The organism is Bacillus sp. RZ2MS9 (genome assembly GCF_001816185.2).
GTDB lineage: Bacteria > Bacillota > Bacilli > Bacillales > Bacillaceae_G > Bacillus_A > Bacillus_A cereus.
The window spans coordinates 3,451,246-3,474,103 of the sequence record NZ_CP049978.1 but is presented as its reverse complement, the minus strand read 5'-3'; the positions used below and the strand labels follow the sequence as shown (position 1 = coordinate 3,474,103).

Below are 22,858 nucleotides of genomic sequence, written 5' to 3'. Positions count from 1 at the left end.
AAAGTGAGCATGTGAGACCGTATAATGGAGAAAAAATGAGAAGAGGAGAAAAAGGAAGATGGGGAGTCAATCAGCAGAGCAAAAAAAAGGGATACTATATGCGGCTGGTGCTTACACGATGTGGGGAATCCTACCGATTTATTGGAAATGGGTTGAGGAAGTTCCAGCAGATGAAATATTAGCACACCGCATCGTTTGGGCGTTTGTTTTTATGTTACTCGTATTAGGTGTTACGAAGAGGTTTCGCCAGTTTATTGGGGAATTTGTGAATCTTTTTAAACGACCTAAATTATTAATGTCATTAACAATAGCTTCAGTCTTGATTAGCGGAAACTGGTTTGTTTACATATGGGCCGTTAATCATAATCATGTTATTGAAGCGAGTCTTGGCTATTATATTAATCCGCTTATTAGTATTTTACTTGGTACAGTCGTTTTAAAGGAAAAGTTAAACTTCTGGCAATATGTTGCAGTTGGTTTAGCTGGAGTGGGGGTTATCATTTTAACAGTACGTTTCGGGGCTATCCCGTGGGTTTCTTTATCACTTGCCCTTTCATTTGGATTATACGGATTAACGAAAAAATTGTTAAACTATGATGCGACAATTGGACTTACGATGGAAACGATGTTAGTAACGCCGTTTGCGATTATTTATCTAGTAATGACAGGAGTACATGGTTTCGGCTCATTTGGCTCTATCTCAATGTTATCGACATTACTATTAATAGGAGCGGGTATTGTTACAGCTCTACCACTTTTTTATTTTGCAAAAGGAGCCCAACTTATTCCGCTTTATATGGTAGGTTTTTTACAATATATTGCACCAACAATTAGCTTAATTTTAGGTGTATTCGTATTTGGTGAACATTTCACATCTACTCATATGATTGCATTTTTCTGTATATGGGTTGCATTATTTGTATTCTCGGTAGCGAAGACTAAGTTTTTAGTGCAGAAACAACCGAAATTTATAAAAAATAAATCAGCAAAAGTATCATAATGCGTAGTATTTTCTACGCATTTTTCTTTATACTGATACTATATAGGATTTCCATTATAGCTAGTAAGGAGCTGAGAACATGGAAACAATTTTACATAATGATCCGCTTATGGCAGCTGTAATTTCATGGTTTTTAGCACAATTAACGAAAGTAGTCTTTAAATTAGTTAAAACAGGTGAATTTGATTTTGCAAAGTTTTTTGCTTCAGGTGGGATGCCAAGTTCTCATGCTTCAACAGTTACAGCGCTTGCTACAGGAGTTGGAGTAGTGGAAGGTGTGGAAAGCTCGATGTTTGCGGTTGCTACTATTTTTGCCATTATTGTTATGTATGATGCTTCAGGAGTAAGGCTCGCAGTAAGTAAACAAGCAAAAATATTGAATGACTTTTTTCACGGTAGAGAAACAGAATATAAGAAGTTAAATGAACTTGTTGGGCATACACCGTATGAAGTAGTAGTCGGTGCTTTATTAGGAATTATTGTCGGAGTAGGGTATTGTTTATGAGCAGAACATTTTATATGTTCTGCTTTTCTTTGTTTTTATACATATTCAGCTACCTTTTTGAATATCGTTATACGGATTTCGAAAGGGTGGGTGAGTAACTTGTTATTATATGAAAAAGTGCATGAAGAAATAGCGAGAAGAACAACTGCACTTCAAACAATGCAACGGCAAGATGGTACGTGGCGGTTTTGTTTTGAAGGAGCTCCATTAACAGATTGCCATATGATTTTTTTATTAAAATTATTAGGTAGAGATAAAGAGATAGAACCGTTTGTAAAAAGATTAGCATCACTTCAAACAAATGAAGGAACATGGAAATTGTATGAAGATGAGGTGGGAGGTAATTTATCTGCTACCATTCAATCTTATGCTGCCTTACTTGCATCGGAAAAATATACAAAAGAAGATGCGAATATGAAGCGAGCGGAAATGTTTATAAATGAGCGCGGTGGGGTAGCGCGTGCTCATTTTATGACGAAGTTTTTATTAGCGATTCATGGAGAATATGAATATCCTTTTCTCTTTCATTTGCCAACACCAATTATGTTTCTGCAGAATGATTCCCCTCTCAGTATATTTGAACTGAGTAGCTCAGCACGTATTCATTTAATTCCGATGATGTTGTGTTTAAATAAAAGATTTCGAGTAGGGAAAAAGTTATTGCCAAATTTAAATCACATTGCAGGCGGGGGCGGAGAATGGTTTCGGGAGGATCGGTCTCCAGTTTTTCAAACGTTAGTAAGTGACGTGAAGAAAATTATAACGTATCCACTTTCTTTGCATCATAAAGGATATGAGGAAGTAGAACGTTTTATGAAAGGGCGTATTGATGAAAATGGAACATTATATAGCTACGCAACTGCCTCGTTTTATATGATTTATGCTTTACTTGCATTAGGACATTCTATTCAATCACCAATTATTGAGAAGGCTATAATGGGAATTACATCTTATATATGGAAGATGGAGAGAGGGAGCCATTTGCAAAACTCTCCGTCAACTATATGGGATACAGCTTTACTCAGTTATGCTTTGCAAGAAGCTCAAGTTCCGAAAGTAAGTAAAGTGATTCAAAATGCATCAGCGTATTTACTAAGAAAACAGCAAACGAAGAAAGTAGATTGGAGTGTACATGCACCGGATCTCTTCCCAGGTGGTTGGGGCTTTTCGGATGTGAATACGACGATTCCAGATATTGATGATACAACTGCTGTGTTAAGAGCGTTGGCGCGAAGTAGAGGGAACGAAAATGTAGATAATGCTTGGAAGCGAGCGGTTAATTGGGTTAAAGGATTGCAAAATAATGATGGTGGTTGGGGAGCTTTTGAAAAAGGGGTAACGAGCCGTATATTAGCAAATTTACCAATCGAGAATGCAAGTGATATGATTACAGATCCTTCTACACCAGATATTACAGGAAGAGTGCTAGAATTTTTTGGGACGTATACGCAAAATGAATTGCCCGAGAAACAAAAACAAAGTGCGATAAATTGGTTAATGAATGTACAGGAAGAAAATGGATCGTGGTATGGGAAATGGGGAATTTGTTATATATATGGTACGTGGGCAGTGTTGACTGGTTTACGGTCACTAGGAATACCATCTAGCGATCCATCATTGAAACGAGCAGCTTTATGGCTTGAACATATACAGCATGAAGATGGTGGCTGGGGAGAATCTTGCCAAAGTAGTGTAGAAAAAAGATTTGTTACTTTGCCATTTAGTACACCATCCCAAACAGCATGGGCGTTAGATGCCCTCATTTCTTACTATGATAAAGAAACGTCAGTTATTCGAAAAGGTATTTCATATTTGCTCTCCAACCCTTATATAAATGAAAAATATCCTACTGGAACAGGTTTACCAGGTGGGTTTTATATTCGTTATCATAGTTATGCTCATATATATCCGTTGCTTACTTTGGCTCATTATGCAAAAAAATATAGAAAATAAACCGAGAGATGTCTCTCGGTTTATTTTGTTGGGTAGTAGGTCCCTTTTGAAAAGAAGAAGGTTGTGATGTACCTTATTTTTCGGTTGGTTGGCGCTTTTGACGTGCATCAGCGGCATTTGCACGTGCGTTTGCTTCTAAGTCATTGTGGTCAGCGAGTTCGCGAGAGAACTCAACATCAATGCCATCAGTTGCTTTGCTTTGTTTGAAATTCTTTTTATTCATTCGACACAATCTCCTTGCACTTTATCCCGCATAACGGGTAGTAAAACCCCCACCTTAAAACTCAGATGGAACAAAGAAGCTAGGTGGGAGATTAACTGTCCGTAAATGCCCGATTGGTGAGGGCTGATAATCAGTGGGGGATGAACAAACTTCCCACTAATTAAAGTTTCACTTTATGCGACGTTGCAAAGTTAGTTTGACACAAATAGACTTTTTTATACAAAGAGGAGTTGGAAAGTAAAAAGCCGAAATATACAGTATAAGTAATAGAAATGGGGGATAGGAATGGAGTTTTTAAATGGGAAAACAGCTGTTGTAACAGGAGCTGCACAGGGAATTGGAAAAGAGATTGCAAAGGTTTATGCAAAGCTAGGGGCGAAAGTATTAATTAGCGATGTAAATGAAGAGAAGCTACAAAAAACGACACGTGAGTTATCAGATGAAGGATATGAAGTGTGCTCATATCGATGTGATGTGAGTAATCAAAATGAAGCAAAGTCATTAATTGAATATGCGGTTCAAAAATTTGGTACATTACATATTTTGGTGAATAATGCTGGAATTACAAGAGACGCAATGTTACATAAAATGGAGAAATCTGCTTGGGAACAAGTATTACAAGTGAATTTAACTGGTGTTTTTTATTGTATGCAACCAGCACTTCTTTATATGAGACAACAAGGATATGGAAGAATTATTAATATTTCTTCTATAAGTAGAGAGGGGAATATTGGACAGGCAAATTATGCTGCAACGAAAGCTGGAGTTGTAGGATTAACAAAAACAGCAGCGAAAGAAGTTGGAAGTTTCGGTATTACTTGTAATGCGATTTGTCCGGGGTTTATGGATACAGATATGACCAAAACGATACCAGATAAAGTGAAAGAAAAGATGGTTGGCGCTATTCCAGTTGGTAGAATTGGAACGCCAGAAGATATTGCGAACGCAGCAGCCTTTTTAGCATCAGAATACGCATCTTATATTACAGGTGAAGTACTAAATGTGAGCGGAGGACTGCAAGTTTAAAGGAATACATAATGAAAAGAACCTGACCGGATAGGTCAGGTTCTTTTCATTAATTTAAGTTAAGCCAAACGCTCTTTACTTCTGTATAGTTATTTAATGCATAAGATCCCATTTCACGGCCAAGACCAGATTGTTTAAATCCTCCAAATGGAGATGCTGCATCAAACACGTTATAACAGTTTACCCACACTGTACCTGCACGTACTTTACTTGCAACATAGTGTGCTGTTTTAACATTTTCTGTCCACACACCAGCCGCTAAGCCGAATTGTGATTTATTTGCACGTTCAATTACTTCATCAATATCGTTAAATGGTATTGCAGAAATAACTGGACCGAAAATTTCTTCTTTTGCGATCGTCATTTCATCATTTACGTCAGCGAATACTGTAGGAGAAACGAAGTAGCCTTGATCGAATGGATTACTTCCTCCGCAAAGTACTTCAGCGCCTTCTTCAATCCCTTTTTCAATGTAGCCCATTACACGTTTTTGTTGTTCTTCAGAAACGAGAGGACCAATTGTTGTTTCAGGGTTAAGACCGACACCTTGATTTAGTTTTTTAGAATAGAGGACGAGATCAGCCATGACATTATCATACATTTTCTTCGGAACAAATAAACGTGATCCAGCAGAGCATACTTGTCCTTGGTTAAACATAACACCAGAAAGTGCACCAGGAATCGCGCGAGATAAATCAGCATCCGGCAAGATGATATTTGGTGATTTACCGCCTAACTCAAGTGTAACGCGTTTTAATGATTCGGATGCTTGTCGCATAATTTGTTTACCGACAGGAGTAGAACCGGTAAATGCAATTTTATCAACGAGTGGATGATTAACGAGAGCTTGTCCAGCTGATTCACCGAATCCAGGTACGATATTAATAACACCTTTCGGGAATCCAGCTTCTTCAATTAATTCAGCTAAGTATAGAGCAGATAGTGGAGTTTGTTCTGCAGGTTTTAAAACGATTGTACATCCTGTAGCAAGCGCTGCTCCCATTTTCCACATTGCCATAAGAAGCGGGAAGTTCCAAGGAATAATTTGACCAACGACACCAACAGCTTCATGGCGTGTATAGTTAAAGTAATCACCGGAAACAGGAATTGTTTGACCAACGATTTTCGTAGCCCAGCCAGCGTAATAGCGCATATGCTCAATTGCAAGTGGGATGTCTGCTGCCATTGTTTCACGGATTGGCTTTCCGTTATCTAATGTTTCGAGCTGTGCGAGCTCTTCTTTATGTTCTTCCATTAAATCAGCTAACTTGTACATGAGACGGCTTCGCTCAGCAGTGCTCATACGAGACCAAGGACCTTCGTCAAAAGCCATACGAGCTGCGACTACAGCTTTATGAATATCTTCGCGACCAGCTTCAGAAACGACGGCAAGTGTTTCACCAGTTGCTGGGTTAGGTGTTTTAAATGTTTTACCGGAAGCGCTTTCAATGAAAGATCCATTCACATATAACTTTTTTGTACCTTGAAGAAACTTCTCTACCTTTTCATGAAGATTTACAGCTAGTTGACTCATTGTATAACCCCCTTGAAAATATAATGTAAACGCAGTACGAGACGGCGCTTATTCCGAAATCAAGGATGTGGAAACTAGATGGAAAGCCTCTAATTAAAATCATAATTAAGAAATACTGAAAATTCAAATTTCATTTGTGTTACAATTGTAAAAAATATGTAATGTAAGAGAATCTTCTATATGATTATAAAAAAATCCTGCTTGTTTTTGCTTTCTAGTAGGAAAAACTAGAAGAACAATGGTACAATAATACATCGTGAGAGGAGGGGTAAAAATGAAAGATTATCATGATGATCCACGCTTTCGAATAGCCCATAGAGAAGCGTTAATTGGTCTTGGACTTGCTATTATTAATTTTATAATTTGGTACGGATTTGCTTATGGGCTTGGTAGTAAAAATCCGAATGAATATACATATGTATTAGGTTTTCCCGCATGGTTTTTTTATAGCTGTATCGTTGGATTTATCGTTATGGTTATTTTACTTAGTTTAGTTGTTCGTTTTGTATTTCAAGATATTTCACTCGATGAGGAAGAAAAAAGTGAGGAATAATAGATGAATTGGTATGTAATCATTCCAATGATAATTTCGTTTATCGTTGTATTTTTAATTGGTGTATATGCTTCAAGACGCGTGCAAGCAACTGCTCATAATAAATTTTTGCAAGAATATTTTCTTGGTGGGCGTGAGCTAGGCGGTTTATTATTAGCGATGACAATGATTGCTACGTACGGTAGTGCAAGTAGCTTTATTGGTGGCCCTGGTATTGCTTACAATATGGGTCTTGGATGGGTACTGTTATCTGCGATTCAAGTTGTAACAGGGTATATCGTTTTAACGGTTATCGGTAAAAAGTTTGCAATTATCGCTAGGAAGATGGAAGCAATTACTCTTATCGATTATTTAAAAGGGAGATACAATAATAAAGCAGTTGTTATACTTTCTGCGTTATGTATTATTATCTTTTTATTTTCAGCGACAGTAGCCCAGTGGGTCGGTGGTGGACGATTAATTGAGTCACTAACGGGGCTATCGTATACAACAGCACTATTTTTATTTACTTTTTCTGTACTTGTGTACGTATTAATTGGTGGATTTCGTGCAGTTGCTCTATCAGATACATTATTAGGAATCATTATGTTAGTTGGAACAACAATCATTTTAATTGCTACTGTCATTGCTGGTGGTGGAATTGAAAAGATTATGCAGGAACTTGTTCAAATTAATCCAAAGTTAATTACACCATTCGGAGCAGATGGCAGTTTAACGAAATCATATGTTACATCATTTTGGATTTTAATTGGAATTGGCGTTGTCGGTTTGCCGCAAATTAGCGTGCGTGCCATGTCTTATAAAAATTCAAAAGCGATGCACCAAGCTTTAATAATTGGAACCGTTGTCGTTGGCACAATTATGATCGGTATGCATTTAACAGGTGTATTTGCAAGAGTAGTACTTCCAGGTATAACGGTACCAGATAAAGTAATGCCGCTACTTGCGATGGAAGTGTTGCCACCTTGGTTAGCTGGAGTTTTCTTAGCTGCACCGATGGCAGCGATTATGTCTACAGTAAACTCTTTATTATTACTTGTAAGCTCGTCAATTATTAAAGATATATACGTAAATTACATAAATAAAGATGCAGCAGACAGTACGATAAAAAAAGGAAGTTTGTGGATTACGGGTATTGTAGGACTACTCGTTTATGCAGCGGCAATTAAACCACCAGATTTTTTAATATGGCTAAATTTATTTTCTTTCGGTGGATTAGAAGCAGCATTCATTTGGCCAATCGTATTAGGGTTATATTGGAGGAAAGGAAATGCTACAGGAGCGCTTGCGTCTATTTTAGTTGGGGTAGGCTCATATATGTGTATTCATCTTTTCTATCCAAATCCGTTCGGTATACATACAGTTGTCTTCCCGATTTGTTTTGCGTTTATCGCTTACATCATTGGAAGTATGAGTGCTGTAAAAAAAACAGTATAGGTTAGCTGAAGAAACGTAGTCCTTATAAGACTGCGTTTTTTTGTGTGAATTTGTTCATTTTTTATTCTGTATATCCACGGTTATTCATAAATTAATAACAACTGAGGGGATGGAGTTGAGGTCGATGAAAAAAGTATTATTTTTAGGAGACCCAGGCATTGATGACTCTTTAGCAATTATGTATGGATTGTTGCATCCTGATATTGATATTGTTGGTGTAGTAACGGGATATGGAAATGTAACACAAGAAAAGGCGACAAGTAATGCCGCATATTTATTGCAAATGGCAGGACGGGAAGATATACCTGTTATTAATGGTGCGAAAATTCCTTTATCCGGAGATATTACGACGTATTATCCAGAAATTCATGGGACAGACGGTTTAGGGCCAATTAAACCTCCAAAAACTTTTTCACCAAATATAAAGCCTTTTTGTACATTTTTTGATCTTCTTGAAAAATATAAAGGAGAATTAATAATAGTCGATGCTGGTAGATCAACAACATTAGCGACAGCATTTATTTTAGAAAAGCCGATGATGAAGTATGTGAAAGAATATTATATAATGGGCGGTGCTTTCTTAATGCCTGGTAATGTAACACCAGTCGCAGAGGCGAATTTTCATGGTGATCCCATTGCGTCACAATTAGTTATGCAAAATGCCAAAAATGTAACATTAGTGCCACTTAACGTTACATCTGAAGCAATTATTACACCGGAAATGGTAAAATATATTACGAAACACTCTAAAACGAGTTTTAATAAGTTAATCGAGCCGATATTTACGTACTATTATAAAGCTTATAGAAAGTTAAATCCGAAAATAAAAGGAAGTCCAGTACATGACGTCGTTACAATGATGGTTGCGGCAAATCCATCCCTTTTAGATTATGTATATCGTCGTGTCGATGTAGATACAGTTGGAATTGCAAAAGGAGAGAGTATTGCTGATTTTCGGCCTCAACCTGATGCAAAAGCATTAAAAAATTGGGTGCGAATTGGTTGGTCGTTACATTATAAAAAGTTTCTTGAGGATTTTGTGAAATTTATGACGTAGACATAATAGGAGCATACAAGTTAAAATAATGGAGATGGTTATTTAAATGACCATCTCCATTATTTTGTTTTTAAATGATAAATAGAGAAGAGTTACACAATAGGAGAGGAATTTTACTTGAAAAAAACTATAGTATGCGCAGTAATTGTGGGTATTTTTGTTTTGCTAATATCGGGTAACTTTTTAGTGAAAAAAGTGTGGAGTTCAAATAATGATGATGCACAGTATATTGCATCTTTTATTGAAGAACATAAAGATGAAAAAAATAGTGCGCTTTTAGTAAAGAGAAATGATAAAGTTGTTTATTCTGTAAACCCAAATGTTGTATTGCCAGTTGCTAGTACGATGAAATTAATTGTGGCGCTTGAATATACGAAACAAGTTACTGAAGGGAAAATTGATTCTTCTAGTTTCGTGTCAATTAATGATGTGAATCGTTATTATGTGCCGAATACAGATGGTGGTGCACAAGATAGATGGCAAAAGTATTTGGAGAAGACGGGCAAGATAACTGAAGGAGCGGTTTCTTTAGAAGAAGTGGCAAAAGGAATGGTTAAGTTTAGTTCGAATGCAAATGCTGAATACTTAATGGAATTGTTAGGATTAGATAACATCAATCGAAATTTACAAAGTTTATCACTTCCTGCACATCAACCACTATTTCCAATCGTTTCATCTTTGTATATCCCGGGATATTTGCATAAAGAATTACATGTTCCAAAATATAAAATAGAGAAAAAGTTAAAAGAAATGTCTCAAGAGCAATATCGTGAATATGCGATGATTATTCATGAACGCTTAAAGAAGAAGGGACCATTATTACAGAAGGAAATTCCGCTTTATTTAGAGGAACGTTACGACAAAATTTGGTCAGATAGATTACCAGCAGCTTCTGCAAATGATTATATGGTATTACTTCAAAAGGCAAACCATAAAGGTGGCTTGACAGAGGCTGAAGAAAAAGTGTGGGCAAATATCGTTGAAACAGACATGAGTGCCAAGAAATACCGTAAAACATTCAGACATGCTGGGCAAAAGAATGGTTACACACCGTGGACGGTTACAAAAGCAGTTTACGCTATGGATAAACGTGGAAACTGTACGGAGATTGTGTTTTTGGCGAATAATTTAAATGAAGACGATAGTGCAGAAATACGGAAACATTTAGCAAACTTACATTTCCAAGTGTTGCAAAGTGATAAGTATGATGCGACTTTTATTAAATAAACTCGGTGCAGAGAGCACCGAGTTTATTTTTATGTACAAGCACTTTTTTTCTATCTCTGGGTATGATGGGTAGTAATACTTAGGTGAGAGGGGAAAAGGTGATGAAACAGAGTAAAGAAGAGTTTATAAAGAGTGAAGGCGCTGATTTCCCTGGAAAAACATATGTGGATTGTGTATTACAACATGTATTTAATTTTCAACGAAATTACTTATTGAAAGATATGTTTCAAGTGCATAAAGCACATATTGCGATGCTGACAGAAGAAAATTTAATGAAAAAGGAAGAAGCTAAAGTTATATTACACGCATTAAAAAAGGTAGAGGGAATTCCAGAAGAGCAATTGCTCTATACAGAGCAGCATGAAGATCTCTTTTTTTTAGTCGAACATTTAATTTCTCAAGAAGCGAAATGCGATTTTGTAAGTAATATGCATATTGGTAGAAGTAGAAATGATATGGGTGTAACGATGTATCGCATGAGTTTAAGGCGATATGTATTACGATTAATGGAACATCATTTGTTATTGCAAGAAAGTGTACTACAACTTGCTGCTGATTATAAGGAAACAATAATGCCAGCTTATACACATACACAACCGGCACAGCCAACAACATTTGGTCATTATACGTTAGCAATTTATGATACGATGCAAAGAGATTTAGAACGAATGAAAAAAACGTACCAGCTTTTAAATCAATCTCCAATGGGGGCGGCTGCACTCTCTACAACAGGTTTCCCGATTAAACGAGAACGAGTTGCTCATCTACTTGGATTTGCAAATGTAATTGAGAACTCATATGATGCTGTTGCTGGAGCGGATTATTTATTAGAAGTTAGCTCGCTACTTATGGTAATGATGACGAATACGAGTAGATGGATTCATGACTTTTTGTTGTTAGCAACGAAAGAATATGACGGTATTACTGTTGCAAAGCCATATGTACAAATCAGTAGTATTATGCCGCAAAAACGAAACCCGGTTTCAATTGAACATGCTCGTGCAATTACGAGTAGTGCTTTAGGAGAAGCATTTACAGTATTTCAAATGATTCATAATACACCATTTGGTGATATTGTCGATACGGAAGATGACTTGCAGCCATATTTATATAAAGGGATTGAAAAGGCAATTCGTGTTTTTTGTATGATGAATGCAGTGATCCGAACGATGAAAGTAGAAGAAGAAACGTTAAAAAGTCGTTCCTATAAACATGCAATAACGATAACGGATTTCGCCGATGTTTTAACAAAAAACTATGGAATTCCATTTCGGCATGCTCATCATGCAGCAAGTGCTATTGCAAATATGTCATTGGAGCAGAAAAAAGAACTACATGAATTACACTTCAAAGAGGTAAATATGTACTTGCAAGAACATTTTAAAATAAATTTATTAGAAAAAGAGTGGAAAGAAATTATATCGCCAGAAGCTTTTATTCAAAAAAGAAATGTATACGGTGGACCGAGTAAAAAAGAGATGGAGCGCATGATCAAAAATCGAAAAGAGTCATTTCAAAAAGAAGAAGATGTATTTGAAAAGGAAAAACAGAGAATTTTACAAGCTGAAAATGCTTTGAATACATTAGCTTTGAATATTATTGAATCGTAAAAGAGGGATTTGATGAATTAATCGCCAATACTTAATTAAACTATGAATAGAGAGAAGAGATTGTCGATGATTCAATTACATGTATATGAAGAGATTTTTCATTTTAAAGAAGATGTTACACCATTTCTAGAAAAGAATGAGCAGGAAAACAATCTCATATTAGGTGTATTACAAATGGTCCAAGAACCGATATTTATGGGGATAGCGAAACAAGGAGAAGAAATTGCGGTTGTATTTCTGCAAACAGAAGAGAAGAAACAAATCATTGTTGCAACTTCTGAAATTGCGGGAGTAACTATTGAGGAACTTGCAAAAGAATTAACGAAAGTATATCCGGATATTCCTGGATTGATCGGTAATAAGAAAATTGTACAGAAATTAGCGGAAGAGATTGCCGTATTAGAAAATAAAAAAACGAATGTTGCAATGGAGCAAGGTGTGTATGGGCTGAACAGAGTAAAGAAGAAGTGTAATGCGAATGGACTTTTCCGAGCGGTAAATAATGATGAATTACCATTAATAGAACAGTGGATATATCAATTTTGTGAAGACGTAAAGCTTCCTACTACGAAAGAAGAAGCAAAACAAACTGCGTATACATTAATAATTACAAATCGACTGTTTGGTTTGGAAGTAGATGGGAAACTCGTTTCTGTAGCTGCAAAAACGAGACCAACTAAAAATAATATAACAGTCAATTTTGTATATACGCCGAAAGAAGCAAGGAAAAAAGGGTATGCATCTCATTGTGTAGCAGCACTTAGTCAACGTATGTTAGATGAAGGCTATCAGACGACTACGTTATATACTGATCTAGCGAATCCGACATCTAATAAAATTTATCAAGAAATTGGTTATGAACAAATTGCGGAATCTGTGCTCATATTTTTAGAGAAGTAAAACAAAAAGGCGTGCTATTTTAGCACGCCTTTTTGTTATTCATCAATTCTAATAACCTCGCCTTGAGGGAATTCCTCAGTTTCTAGTAAGTTACGAATAGCTTTCGCAACATATTCAGGTGATAATAGCTTTCCTTCTTCTTTTAATGCAATGAAGCGGTCTAAATTTGTGAAGTCTTCTTTAGCTGTTTCACGAATTTGTGCTTGCATATTTGTATCAACAACACCGGGGGCAAAAGCGACGATTTTTACTGGATATTCTTTTTCCCATTCTTCAGTTGCTACGCATTGTGTAAACATATTTACACCAGCTTTCGTCGTACAATAAGCGCCCCATCCGAAATAAGGATTTTTTCCTGCACCAGATGAAATATTTATAACGCGTTTATCTACTTTCCATTCTTTCGTATGTTTCATAAACGTAGATGTAAGAATCATAGGTGCAAGTAAATTAATGTGAACGTTCGTAATGAATTGTTCACTTTCTGCTTTTTCAATCGGCTTCATAGGTGCAACTGTACCTGCATTATTAATTAAATGAATAGAGGATACATTGTCTTCTTTAATGGATGAAATGATTTCTTTAAAGTTAGTTTCTAAGTTATGTACATCTTGAAGATCTAAGGAATGAAAAATGCAATTGCTGTTATATTGCTCTGCAAGTTTAGTAAGTTCTTTATTTTCTCTTCTAGAAATAGAGATGACAGTTGTACTTTCTTCTAACAACTGAGTGGCAATAGCCTCACCTAAACCTTGTGAAGTTCCTGTTATGATAACGTAGCGCATAGTTTTATAAACTCCTCTCGTATGTGCGGAATTTTGTTGGACAACGTACATTGCATAGTTTGTCTACATTTTATAGTATAGAGCACTTTTTACTATAAATGAAATGAGATGATTGTGTGCCTTTTATAAACCGTTTTACAACAACAGTACCTGGTGCCGTCACGTTCACTGGGAACACGTTAGGGCTTAGCCCTACATCACCTGCGCCAGGTAATATTTTTGGTACACTTGCTGTATTTACTACGGTAAATACAGCGCTGCAAGTACCAGGGTTCCCAGCAGGAACGACGGATGAATGGCAATTGAATTCTTCAAGTGCAATTTTAAATCTTCCGGCGGGGAGTAGTGTACTATATGCAGAGTTAGTTTGGGCTGGTACTTTTCGGACTGATACGGAAGATGTTTTACCATTTTTAAATGATGATATTACATTTACAACACCATCAGGGACGTTTGCTGTTACGCCAGATCCCGCTACCGCGCAGCAAGGTTCAGTAGGAAATCAGTTTTATTATGCTCGCTCTGCTAATGTAACGAATCTTGTTAGTGCAGGTGGGGCAGGCACATATACAACAGGTGCTGTGCCCGCTGCAAGAACTTCAGCTGATCCAACAATCAGTCGTTCAGCTGGCTGGACGCTTGAGGTTGTATATCAAAATGCAAGTTTACCTCTTCGGAATTTGTCAGTTTATGCAGGCCAAGAAATTATTGATGCTTCATCCCCGCCTGTTGATGCTACTATTTCAGGATTTGCTACTCCAGCTACAGGAGCTGTTACAGGAAGAGTACTCGTAACTGTTCAAGAGGGAGATTCCAACATTTCTGGAGATCAACTTCGCTTTGGACCAAACCCAAATGCTACAGTTGCATTATTCGGACCGAGAAATCCGGCAAATAATTTCTTTCAATCTCAAATTTGTAATGACTTTGGGGAATTAGATACAACCGGAACGTTTGGAGATTTGAATCAGCCATTAGGGATAGCTTTGGCTGTTCGAAGACAAGGATGGGATATTACAAACGTAGATGCTTCATCATCATTAGTAAATAATCAAACGTCAGCAACCGTTCGGTTCGTTACAAATGGTGATGGTTATGCAGCGGCTGGTTTTGGTGTTCAAATTGATGCGACGGGACCGATTATAAATCCTGTCAAATCTGTTGATAAAGCAGTTGCAGGTATAGGAGATATTCTCACTTATACGATTACAGTTCCGAATACAGGAACAGGAAGTGCGGACAACGTTATATTACAAGATAGTATTCCGAACGGCACAGCATTTATAGCTGGTAGTGTAACGGTTGGTGGAGTAACACAACCAAGTGCGAATCCAGCTAGTGGAATTAATTTAGGAACGATACCAAATAATGCTCAAAGAATCGTTACATTCCAAGTAAGAATTACATCGTTTCCAAATCCAAATCCTATTTCAAATCGTGCAATGGTGTCTTACCAATTTCGTCCTTTCGTTGGTAGCCTTCCTATTGCAAGTACGTCTTCTTCAAATACAGTACAAACGACAGTGAATCAAGCAACTATAAGTATGCAAAAGTCTGTAGATCTACAGACGGCAACACTTAATGATGTATTAACGTACACGGTTAATGTAACGAATAATGGAAACATCACTGCAAACAATGTTATTTTTGTTGATAGTATCCCTGCTGGAACAACATTTGTCGCAAATAGCGTTACGGTAAACGGGGTAGCACGTCCAGGAGCGAATCCAGCAAGTAGTATTAATCTTGGAAGTATTAATGCATCGCAAACGACTGTAGTGCGCTTTCAAGTTCGAGTGACATCAAACCCTCTTGTCAATCCAATTCCAAACCGTGCGAGTGTAACATTTAACTTTACTCCAGTACCTGGTCAACCACCAGTTTCAGGGCAAGCGACAAGCAATACTGTAGTTACGACAATTAATATAGCTGATATAACAACGAGAAAAACAGTGGATAAAGCTTTTGCAACGGTTAACGACGTTCTTACGTACACGGTAACAATTCAAAATACAGGAAATGTACTTGCGACGAATGTTATTTTTCAAGATCCAATCCCAACTGGAACGACTTTTATCACAAATAGTGTAACTGTAGATGGAATTTCGCAACCTGGGGCAAATCCGGCAACTGGCTTTACAGTTGCTAACATATCTCCAGGTGGGACTAGGACAGTTACATTTCAAGTACGAGTAACTTCTACGCCATCAGGAGGTACGATTCCGAATCGCGGAAATGTGTCTGCTAATTTCGTCGTTATTCCGAATCAGCCGCCAATAACGATTAATAGACAAACGAATACAGTTGTAACACAAGTTAATACAGGCGGTTTAAATGTAATAAAAGAAGTGAATACAACACAAGCAGCAGTAGGAGATACTTTAACATATACGATTGCCGTTCAAAATACAGGAAACGTTCCGCTAACAAATGTGTTATTTCAAGACACTATTTCTTCCGCTGTTTCCTTCGTTGCAAATTCTGTAACAATTAATGGAGTACAGCAAAGTGGACTAAATCCGAATACAGGATTCTCTCTTCCGAATATTCCTGCGGCTCAAACGGTTGTAGTCACATTTGACGTAGTAATTGTACAGAATCCAGAAAATGAAGATATTTTAAATCAAGCAAATGTAACAGCAAGCTTTCAAGTGAATCCGAATGAACCACCAGTAACAATCAATGTACCGAGTAACGTTGTGAATACGACAGTACAATCAGGGAACTTTGAAGTTGTGAAAGCAGTGAATACGAATGTGGCAACGGTAGGAGATGTTTTAGTATATACAATCGAAGTTATAAATGCAGGTAGTGTACCAGCTACAAGTATATTTTTCCAAGATTCAATTCCGCCAGGGACATTATTTATTGAAAATAGTGTATTGGTTAATGGTGTTTTACAAGAGGGGGCAGATCCAGGACTAGGATTCCCATTAAATGATTTACCTACTGGCGCGAGTGTAATTATTTCATTTGAAGTATTAATTGATGAAATTCCGCCAGGGAATAATGTTGTAAATAACGCGAATGTAACTGGAGATTTTCTTGTAAATCCAACAGAGCCACCAATTACTGTGACGGTTCCAAGTAATACTGTTATGACAGTTGTTAATTCCTCAGGACTAAATGTAATGAAGAGTGTAAGCGCTACTGAAGCAGGTGTAGGAGATACACTAACATATACAGTTGCTATACAAAATAGTGGAACGGTAGTAGCGACAAATGTATCATTCCTTGATCCGATTCCAGTTGGAACCACTTTTGTAGCGAATAGTGTAACAATAAACGGGACACCTCAACCAGGTTTAAACCCGACAACTGGATTTCCACTTGCTAATATTCCAGTAGGAGGTATAGTAACAGTTACTTTCCAAGTGGCAATCACGAGTGTACCACCAAATAGAGTTCTTCCGAATAATGCGAATGTAACTGCTGATTTCCAAGTAAGTCCTCTCCAGCCACCAATTACAATTGTAACGATTAGTAATATTGTTGTGACGCGAGTGAATGTAGGATCAATTAATGTAATAAAAAGTGTAAATACACCACAAGCAGGTGTAGGAGATACGTTAACGTATACGATTCTTATTCAAAATACAGGAACTGTCCCCGCAACGAATATTATTTTTCAAGATCCAATCCCATCTGGAGCTACATTTGTAGCGAATAGTGTAACGATTAATGGAGTCGTTCAGCAAGGTGCGAATCCTATAGTGGGTTTTCCTGTTACAAATATTCCAGTTGGGCAAACTGCTACAATTACGTTCCAAGTGACAGTGACAAGCGTTCCGAGTGGTGGAAATATAAGAAATCAATCGAATGTTACTGCAAATTTCCTTATAAATCCGGCAGGACCTCCTATAACGACTACTACAAATAGTAATTTTGTAGTAACACAAGTAAATACAGCGAGACTAACTATACAAAAATCTTCATCTGTACAACAAGCAGCACTTGGAGAGACTTACACATATTCTGTTGTTATACGAAATACAGGTACAGTTCCAGCTACAAATATTTCTTTCATTGACACGATTGCTCCAGAAACAACATTTGTAGCAAATAGTGTAACGATAAATGGAACGCCTCAACCTGGATTTGATCCAAATATTGGTTTCCCGCTTCCTAATATTGCAGCTGGCACATCATTGACAGTAACATTCCAAGTGATAGTTGTTGCACCATCAACGCTTGGGGCAGTTCTAAACACAGCGTCTGCTACAGCTACTTTCTTATTGAATCCTTTACAACCACCTGTAACAACAACGAACTCAAGTAATACAACGGTAGTTACAATACCGTTACCTCCTCCTGGTGAAGTGACAGCAATAAAAACAGTAAATATTGCAACTGGGGCTGTTGGGGATGTATTAACGTATACAGTGCTAATAACGAATGTAGGAATTATCCCTGTTACAGATGTACTCTTCCAAGATGTCATTCCAGAAGGGACGACGTTTGTTGACAACAGTGTAACGATAGGTGGAATACAGCAACCTGGATTAAATCCAGAAATAGGCTTTACAGTTAGTCCGTTATTAAATGCTGGTGCGAGTATTTCTGTAACGTTCCAAGTGACCATTACGGAAATTCCTGATAATGAAGTCATATTAAATGATGCTGACGTTACATTTACTTCACAACCGAATCCGCAGGAGCCACCGATTACGCAAACGATATTAACGAATTTAGTCGTTACGACAATTAATATAGCTTCAATTTTTCCAGTAAAAATAGTAGATAAAGAGGCAGCGACGGTTGGGGAAATATTAACCTATGATGTACTAATTTTTAACTTTGGAACGGTACCGGCAACGAATGTCCAATTTCTTGATTCTAGTACGAGTGGTGTAGCATTTGTTCCAGGAAGTGTGAGTATAAACGGAGTGCCAGAACCAGGATTAGATCCGTTTATAGGCTTTGCTGTTCCAGATATACCTGTAGGTGATTTTGTACTTGTCACATACCAAGAGATGGTAACGAGCATACCTCAAGGTGGAACAGTTGTTAACTTTGTGGACGTTACGGCTACGTTTGCTGTAAGTGAAACAGAGCCGCCTATTACTGAAACGACGACAAGTAACACGACATTAACAGAAATAAATGAATCTGGTTTGAATGTTTTAAAATCAGTAAGTCAGCCGGTTGTTGCAGTAGGCGATACAATCACATATACAACAGTAGTTCAAAATACGGGAACAGTGATAGCGACGAATGTTCAATATAGTGATGTATTACCATCCTCTATAACATTCGTACCGAATAGTGTAACGATAAACGGTGTGTTACAGCCTGGATTAGATCCTAACACTGGCTTCTCACTTCCGGATATAACTCCAGGTGAAAGTGTAGAAGTCACATTCCAAGTAACAGTTGTTAGCGTTCCGTCAAACGGAACAATTGCCAATACGGCAAATGTTACCGGAAGCTTTATTTTAGTACCAGGAGAACCACCAGTTATAGTAAATCAGCCAAGTAATACAACACTCACAACTGTAAATAGAGGACGCTTTAATGTTATTAAACAAGTAAATAGAGCCGCTACTCTAGTTGGAGATGTATTGACGTATACAGTGCAAATAACGAATACAGGAACAGTAACAGCTAACAATGTTCAGTTTATTGATACGATTTCAACAGGTGCGTCATTTGTACCAAATAGTGTAACGATAAATGGAGCCCCGCAACCAAACTTAAATCCGATTACTGGATTTGGAGTTGGAGATATCCCAGTTGGTGAAACAGTTATAGTGACGTTTCAAGCGACAGTTACAAACATCCCGTCATCAGGAACAATTACGAACGTTGCAAATATAACAGGAAGCTTTACTTTAGTGCCAGGAGAGCCACCGGTTGTAGTAACAGAGCCGAGTAATACGACGATAACTAGAGTGAATAGAGGACGATTCAGCGTTATAAAATCTGTAAATAAAGAAGCGACACGATTAGGAGATACGTTAACGTATAGTGTGCAAGTTACAAATACGGGAACGGTAACAGCGACGAACGTTCAGTTTAGCGATGTTCCATCACCTAGTTTAGAATTCGTTCCTGGAAGTGTACAAATAAATGGGATTCCGCAAGTAGGTTTAGATCCATTTGTAGGCTTTGCATTGCCTAATCTTGCAGTAGGGGATAGCGTATTAATTACATTTGAAGTAAATGTAATCGCAGTTCCGCCTTCTAGTAGCATTATGAATACAGCAAGAGTAACGGGTGATTTTGAATTAATTCCAGGAGAACCTCCGTTTACAATTACGAATTCAAGTAATACGACAGTCACACCAGTAAATAGAGGCAGTTTAGATATGCAAAAAGAAGTAGATCATTCAATTGTTGGAGTAGGAGAAACAGTAAAGTATACGGTTCGAATATTAAATACTGGTACTGCTGATGCGATGAATATTCAATTTATCGATGTCCTATCTCCGGAAGCTGTTTTTGTACCAAATAGTGTAACTGTAAATGGAGTAGCTCGTCCGGGAGTAAATCCGCAGGTTGGATTTACGATTGTAGACATTCCAGTTGGTGAGACGGCGATTGTAACATATGAAGCTACGATTACGAGCTTTCCAGATGGTGGTACAGTAGTGAACGTTGCTGGGGCGTTAGCAGAATATATTTTAGTACCAGGGGAGCCTCCAGTTACAGTGATGGATACGAGCAATACAGTTATAGTGACGGTAAATACTGCAATCTTATTTGTTGCAAAAGGAGCAAACTTTGAAGTAGCGATGGTAGGAGATGTTGTCACTTATGGAATTGCCGTTATAAATGACAGTACAGTTCCTGTGACGAATATTGTTTTAACAGATATCATTGATTCGAATACTTTATTTATAAATGGCACGGTAACGGTAAATGATGTACCTCTTCCATTTGCTAATCCGAATACCGGTATTCCGTTAGGTGATTTTCAGCCAAATGACGCAGCAATTATTAATTTCCAAGTTGTAATAACAGGAGGACAAATAAATAATTTAGTTACAAATACTGCTATAGCAAATGGGCTCGCAACTGTAAATCCGAATGAGCCGCCAGTAGTAGTTGAAGGTGATAGCAATACAGTTGTTATCCCGTTTATTTCTCAAAATGTCTCAACGACAGTCGTAAAAACGGCAAATTTACAGGCAGCAACAATTGGCGATGTTATTACGTTTACGACAGTTATTACAAATACGGGGGATACAGCAATACAAAATATTCGTTTTCAAGATATGTTAGATAGTAGTGTTCAATTCGTCCTTGGAACTGTAACGATTGATAATACGCCAGTGCCAAATGTAAACCCAGTATCAGGTTTTATTATAGGAAATTTAAATCCAGGTGAAGCACGGACAGTTTCGTTCCAAGTAGTAGTGCAGAGCGCGCCAAATGGTTCAGGAAATTATATAAATCAAGCGAGTATTCGTTTCGAACATCAAGTAGGCACAGTATTGCCACCTGTTACACAAATGGTAGAAAGTAACATAGTTGTCATTCCATTTGTTCCAACGATAGAACAAATTTGTGAAACGAATCTTAATTGCTTAAGGAAAATTCCTTTTCAATGTTCTCCGTGTAATCATTTGCAAATAAATAAAAAATAAATACAGAAAGAGCATCCGGAAAAAAGGATGCTCTTTCTGTATTTATCATGTAGATTCTTTTTCGGGTGAGGTGAAAAATTCGTCGATTTTGTCGGAGAGTAGTAATGGAATGGCTCCTTTTATAACAGAAATGTCCCAGTCCCACCATGCGAGATTCTCTAGTTTGTCAATCGTTTCTTGCGGGAAACGATATCGAACAAATTTTGCAGGATTACCAGCTACAATTGCATACGGGGGTACATCTTTTGTAACAATGCTCCTGGCGCCGATAATGGCCCCGTTACCAATTGTAACACCAGATAAAATGCAGGATTGATAACCAATCCATACATCATTGCCGACTACGATATCACCTTTTGAAGAAGGGTGACCAGTAATATGTGCTCCTTCATCAAAAAGTGCATTAAATGGATAAGTTGTTATCCAGTCTGCGCGATGTTCACCGCCAAGTATGAAAACGACTTCTTCTGCTAATGAACAAAACTTACCTATTTTTAATTTTGTTTCATCGTTCCAAGAAAAAATGGTTGGCCCTACTTTACTATAAGTATAATCACCAATATCATATTTATTATATTCAGGTTTTTGATTTAAATATAACATGCTTCTTCAGCCTCCTTTCTCAATTAAGTGATACGTATGGAATATTATATGCAAGATGTAGTAATGTGAACTGTATTAATAGGTGAAATGAACAAAAGGAAGTGGGATGTATGCGATACGAAATGGGTCTATATAATAAACCGTTTCAGTCAATTCAATCAGGAAAAAAAGTATATGAAGTACGCCTATACGATGAAAAACGTCAACTAATAAACAAAGGCGATGAAATCGTATTTACGAATCTTACGACAAAAGAAATGATGACGGTAAAAGTAACGGAAATAAAGCGATACGAGAGCTTTAAAGCCATGTATGAACAAATCGATAAAAAATTATTGGATTGTGAAAATGATAGTTTAGAGGAAATGTTAGAAAGTACATACAAAATATATACGAAAGAACAAGAAAAAGAGTGGGGAACAGTTGCGATTCGTATTGAGGTAATAAAATGATAAGAAATCGCGGAGCGGCTATCATTGTACAGGAAGGAAAAATCGCTCTTATAAAACGTATTCGAGAAGAGGAAACATATTATGTGTTTCCTGGCGGAGGGATTGAGGAAGGTGAAACGCCTGAAGAGGCAACGAAAAGAGAGGTATACGAAGAATTAGGGGTACATATAAAAGTGGAGCACCTTATTGCAAAGGTAAAATATAAAGGAAATGAATATTATTATGCTGCCTATATTACAGGCGGAGTGTTCGGAAGTGGAACAGCTGAGGAATTTCAGTGGGAAGGTAGAGGAAGTTATATTCCGTTATGGCTACCGATAAATGAGTTGGAAAAAGTGAATATAAAACCTTATGAAGTGGTCGGAAATATATTTAATCATTATAAAATATAACGTCTGACAACA

General features: G+C 37.3%; 17 protein-coding genes. 13 read left to right on the top strand and 4 right to left on the bottom strand.

Annotated features, from left to right (window positions below; genetic code table 11):
* Window positions 1-58 precede the first annotated feature (58 nt).
* The 3 genes from rarD to BHV55_RS17650 all read left to right on the top strand — a co-directional run bounded on the left by rarD (window position 59) and on the right by BHV55_RS17650 (window position 3,458).
* Complete coding sequence (rarD, locus tag BHV55_RS17660; RefSeq protein WP_000535537.1) at window positions 59-1,000, top strand: EamA family transporter RarD; 942 nt, start codon at window positions 59-61, stop codon at window positions 998-1,000.
* Window positions 1,001-1,079: 79 nt separating this feature from the next.
* Window positions 1,080-1,505, top strand: coding sequence for a divergent PAP2 family protein (locus BHV55_RS17655; RefSeq protein WP_000447820.1), 426 nt, complete (start codon window positions 1,080-1,082; stop codon window positions 1,503-1,505).
* A gap of 99 nt (window positions 1,506-1,604) precedes the next feature.
* Window positions 1,605-3,458: a terpene cyclase/mutase family protein gene (locus BHV55_RS17650; protein ID WP_070756873.1), complete on the top strand. Its 1,854-nt coding sequence runs from the start codon at window positions 1,605-1,607 to the stop codon at window positions 3,456-3,458.
* A 73-nt stretch (window positions 3,459-3,531) separates the two neighbouring features.
* On the opposite strand, the gene BHV55_RS17645 is transcribed toward BHV55_RS17650, so the two are convergent.
* Window positions 3,532-3,681: a YfhD family protein gene (locus BHV55_RS17645; RefSeq protein ID WP_001035813.1), complete on the bottom strand. Its 150-nt coding sequence runs from the start codon at window positions 3,679-3,681 to the stop codon at window positions 3,532-3,534.
* 285 nt (window positions 3,682-3,966) lie between these two features.
* Here BHV55_RS17645 and fabG point away from each other — a divergent pair, with 285 nt between their 5' ends.
* Window positions 3,967-4,707, top strand: a complete 741-nt coding sequence (gene fabG, locus BHV55_RS17640) for a 3-oxoacyl-ACP reductase FabG (RefSeq protein ID WP_000395018.1) — start codon at window positions 3,967-3,969, stop codon at window positions 4,705-4,707.
* Between the two features lie 49 nt (window positions 4,708-4,756).
* On the opposite strand, the gene dhaS is transcribed toward fabG, so the two are convergent.
* Complete coding sequence (gene dhaS, locus BHV55_RS17635; RefSeq protein ID WP_000080279.1) at window positions 4,757-6,241, bottom strand: aldehyde dehydrogenase DhaS; 1,485 nt, start codon at window positions 6,239-6,241, stop codon at window positions 4,757-4,759.
* A 274-nt stretch (window positions 6,242-6,515) separates the two neighbouring features.
* Here dhaS and BHV55_RS17630 point away from each other — a divergent pair, with 274 nt between their 5' ends.
* From BHV55_RS17630 to BHV55_RS17605, 6 genes are all read left to right on the top strand, one after another.
* A complete protein-coding gene (locus BHV55_RS17630) occupies window positions 6,516-6,794 on the top strand; it encodes a YhdT family protein (protein ID WP_000656239.1) in 279 nt (92 codons plus the stop codon).
* A gap of 3 nt (window positions 6,795-6,797) precedes the next feature.
* On the top strand, window positions 6,798-8,231 hold the full coding sequence (gene panF, locus BHV55_RS17625; RefSeq protein WP_001104819.1) for a sodium/pantothenate symporter: 1,434 nt from the start codon (window positions 6,798-6,800) through the stop codon (window positions 8,229-8,231).
* A gap of 124 nt (window positions 8,232-8,355) precedes the next feature.
* On the top strand, window positions 8,356-9,288 hold the full coding sequence (locus BHV55_RS17620) for a nucleoside hydrolase (protein WP_000756459.1): 933 nt from the start codon (window positions 8,356-8,358) through the stop codon (window positions 9,286-9,288).
* A 117-nt stretch (window positions 9,289-9,405) separates the two neighbouring features.
* On the top strand, window positions 9,406-10,515 hold the full coding sequence (locus BHV55_RS17615; RefSeq protein WP_000751366.1) for a serine hydrolase: 1,110 nt from the start codon (window positions 9,406-9,408) through the stop codon (window positions 10,513-10,515).
* Between the two features lie 101 nt (window positions 10,516-10,616).
* Window positions 10,617-12,125 carry an argininosuccinate lyase gene (gene argH / locus BHV55_RS17610; protein ID WP_070756872.1) on the top strand — a complete coding sequence of 503 codons (1,509 nt, stop codon included), beginning with the start codon at window positions 10,617-10,619 and terminating at the stop codon, window positions 12,123-12,125.
* A gap of 66 nt (window positions 12,126-12,191) precedes the next feature.
* A complete protein-coding gene (locus tag BHV55_RS17605; protein WP_070756871.1) occupies window positions 12,192-13,025 on the top strand; it encodes a GNAT family N-acetyltransferase in 834 nt (277 codons plus the stop codon).
* 35 nt (window positions 13,026-13,060) lie between these two features.
* On the opposite strand, the gene BHV55_RS17600 is transcribed toward BHV55_RS17605, so the two are convergent.
* A complete protein-coding gene (locus BHV55_RS17600; protein WP_001271048.1) occupies window positions 13,061-13,810 on the bottom strand; it encodes a (S)-benzoin forming benzil reductase in 750 nt (249 codons plus the stop codon).
* A gap of 116 nt (window positions 13,811-13,926) precedes the next feature.
* Here BHV55_RS17600 and BHV55_RS17595 point away from each other — a divergent pair, with 116 nt between their 5' ends.
* The gene (locus tag BHV55_RS17595; RefSeq protein WP_070756870.1) at window positions 13,927-21,399 is read left to right on the top strand and encodes a DUF7507 domain-containing protein; all 7,473 of its coding nucleotides are present in this window, start codon (window positions 13,927-13,929) and stop codon (window positions 21,397-21,399) included.
* 45 nt (window positions 21,400-21,444) lie between these two features.
* Here BHV55_RS17595 and BHV55_RS17590 read toward each other — a convergent pair whose 3' ends face one another.
* Window positions 21,445-22,002, bottom strand: coding sequence for a CatB-related O-acetyltransferase (locus BHV55_RS17590; protein ID WP_000966305.1), 558 nt, complete (start codon window positions 22,000-22,002; stop codon window positions 21,445-21,447).
* A gap of 110 nt (window positions 22,003-22,112) precedes the next feature.
* Between BHV55_RS17590 and BHV55_RS17585 the strand changes: the two genes are divergently transcribed.
* Together BHV55_RS17585 and BHV55_RS17580 are read left to right on the top strand one after the other, a co-directional pair.
* Window positions 22,113-22,454 (top strand): ASCH domain-containing protein, encoded by a 342-nt coding sequence (locus BHV55_RS17585; protein ID WP_001268348.1) that lies wholly within the window; start codon window positions 22,113-22,115, stop codon window positions 22,452-22,454.
* Window positions 22,451-22,846 (top strand): NUDIX hydrolase, encoded by a 396-nt coding sequence (locus BHV55_RS17580; protein WP_000620829.1) that lies wholly within the window; start codon window positions 22,451-22,453, stop codon window positions 22,844-22,846. Before BHV55_RS17585 ends, BHV55_RS17580 begins: the two co-directional genes overlap by 4 nt.
* Window positions 22,847-22,858 lie beyond the last annotated feature (12 nt).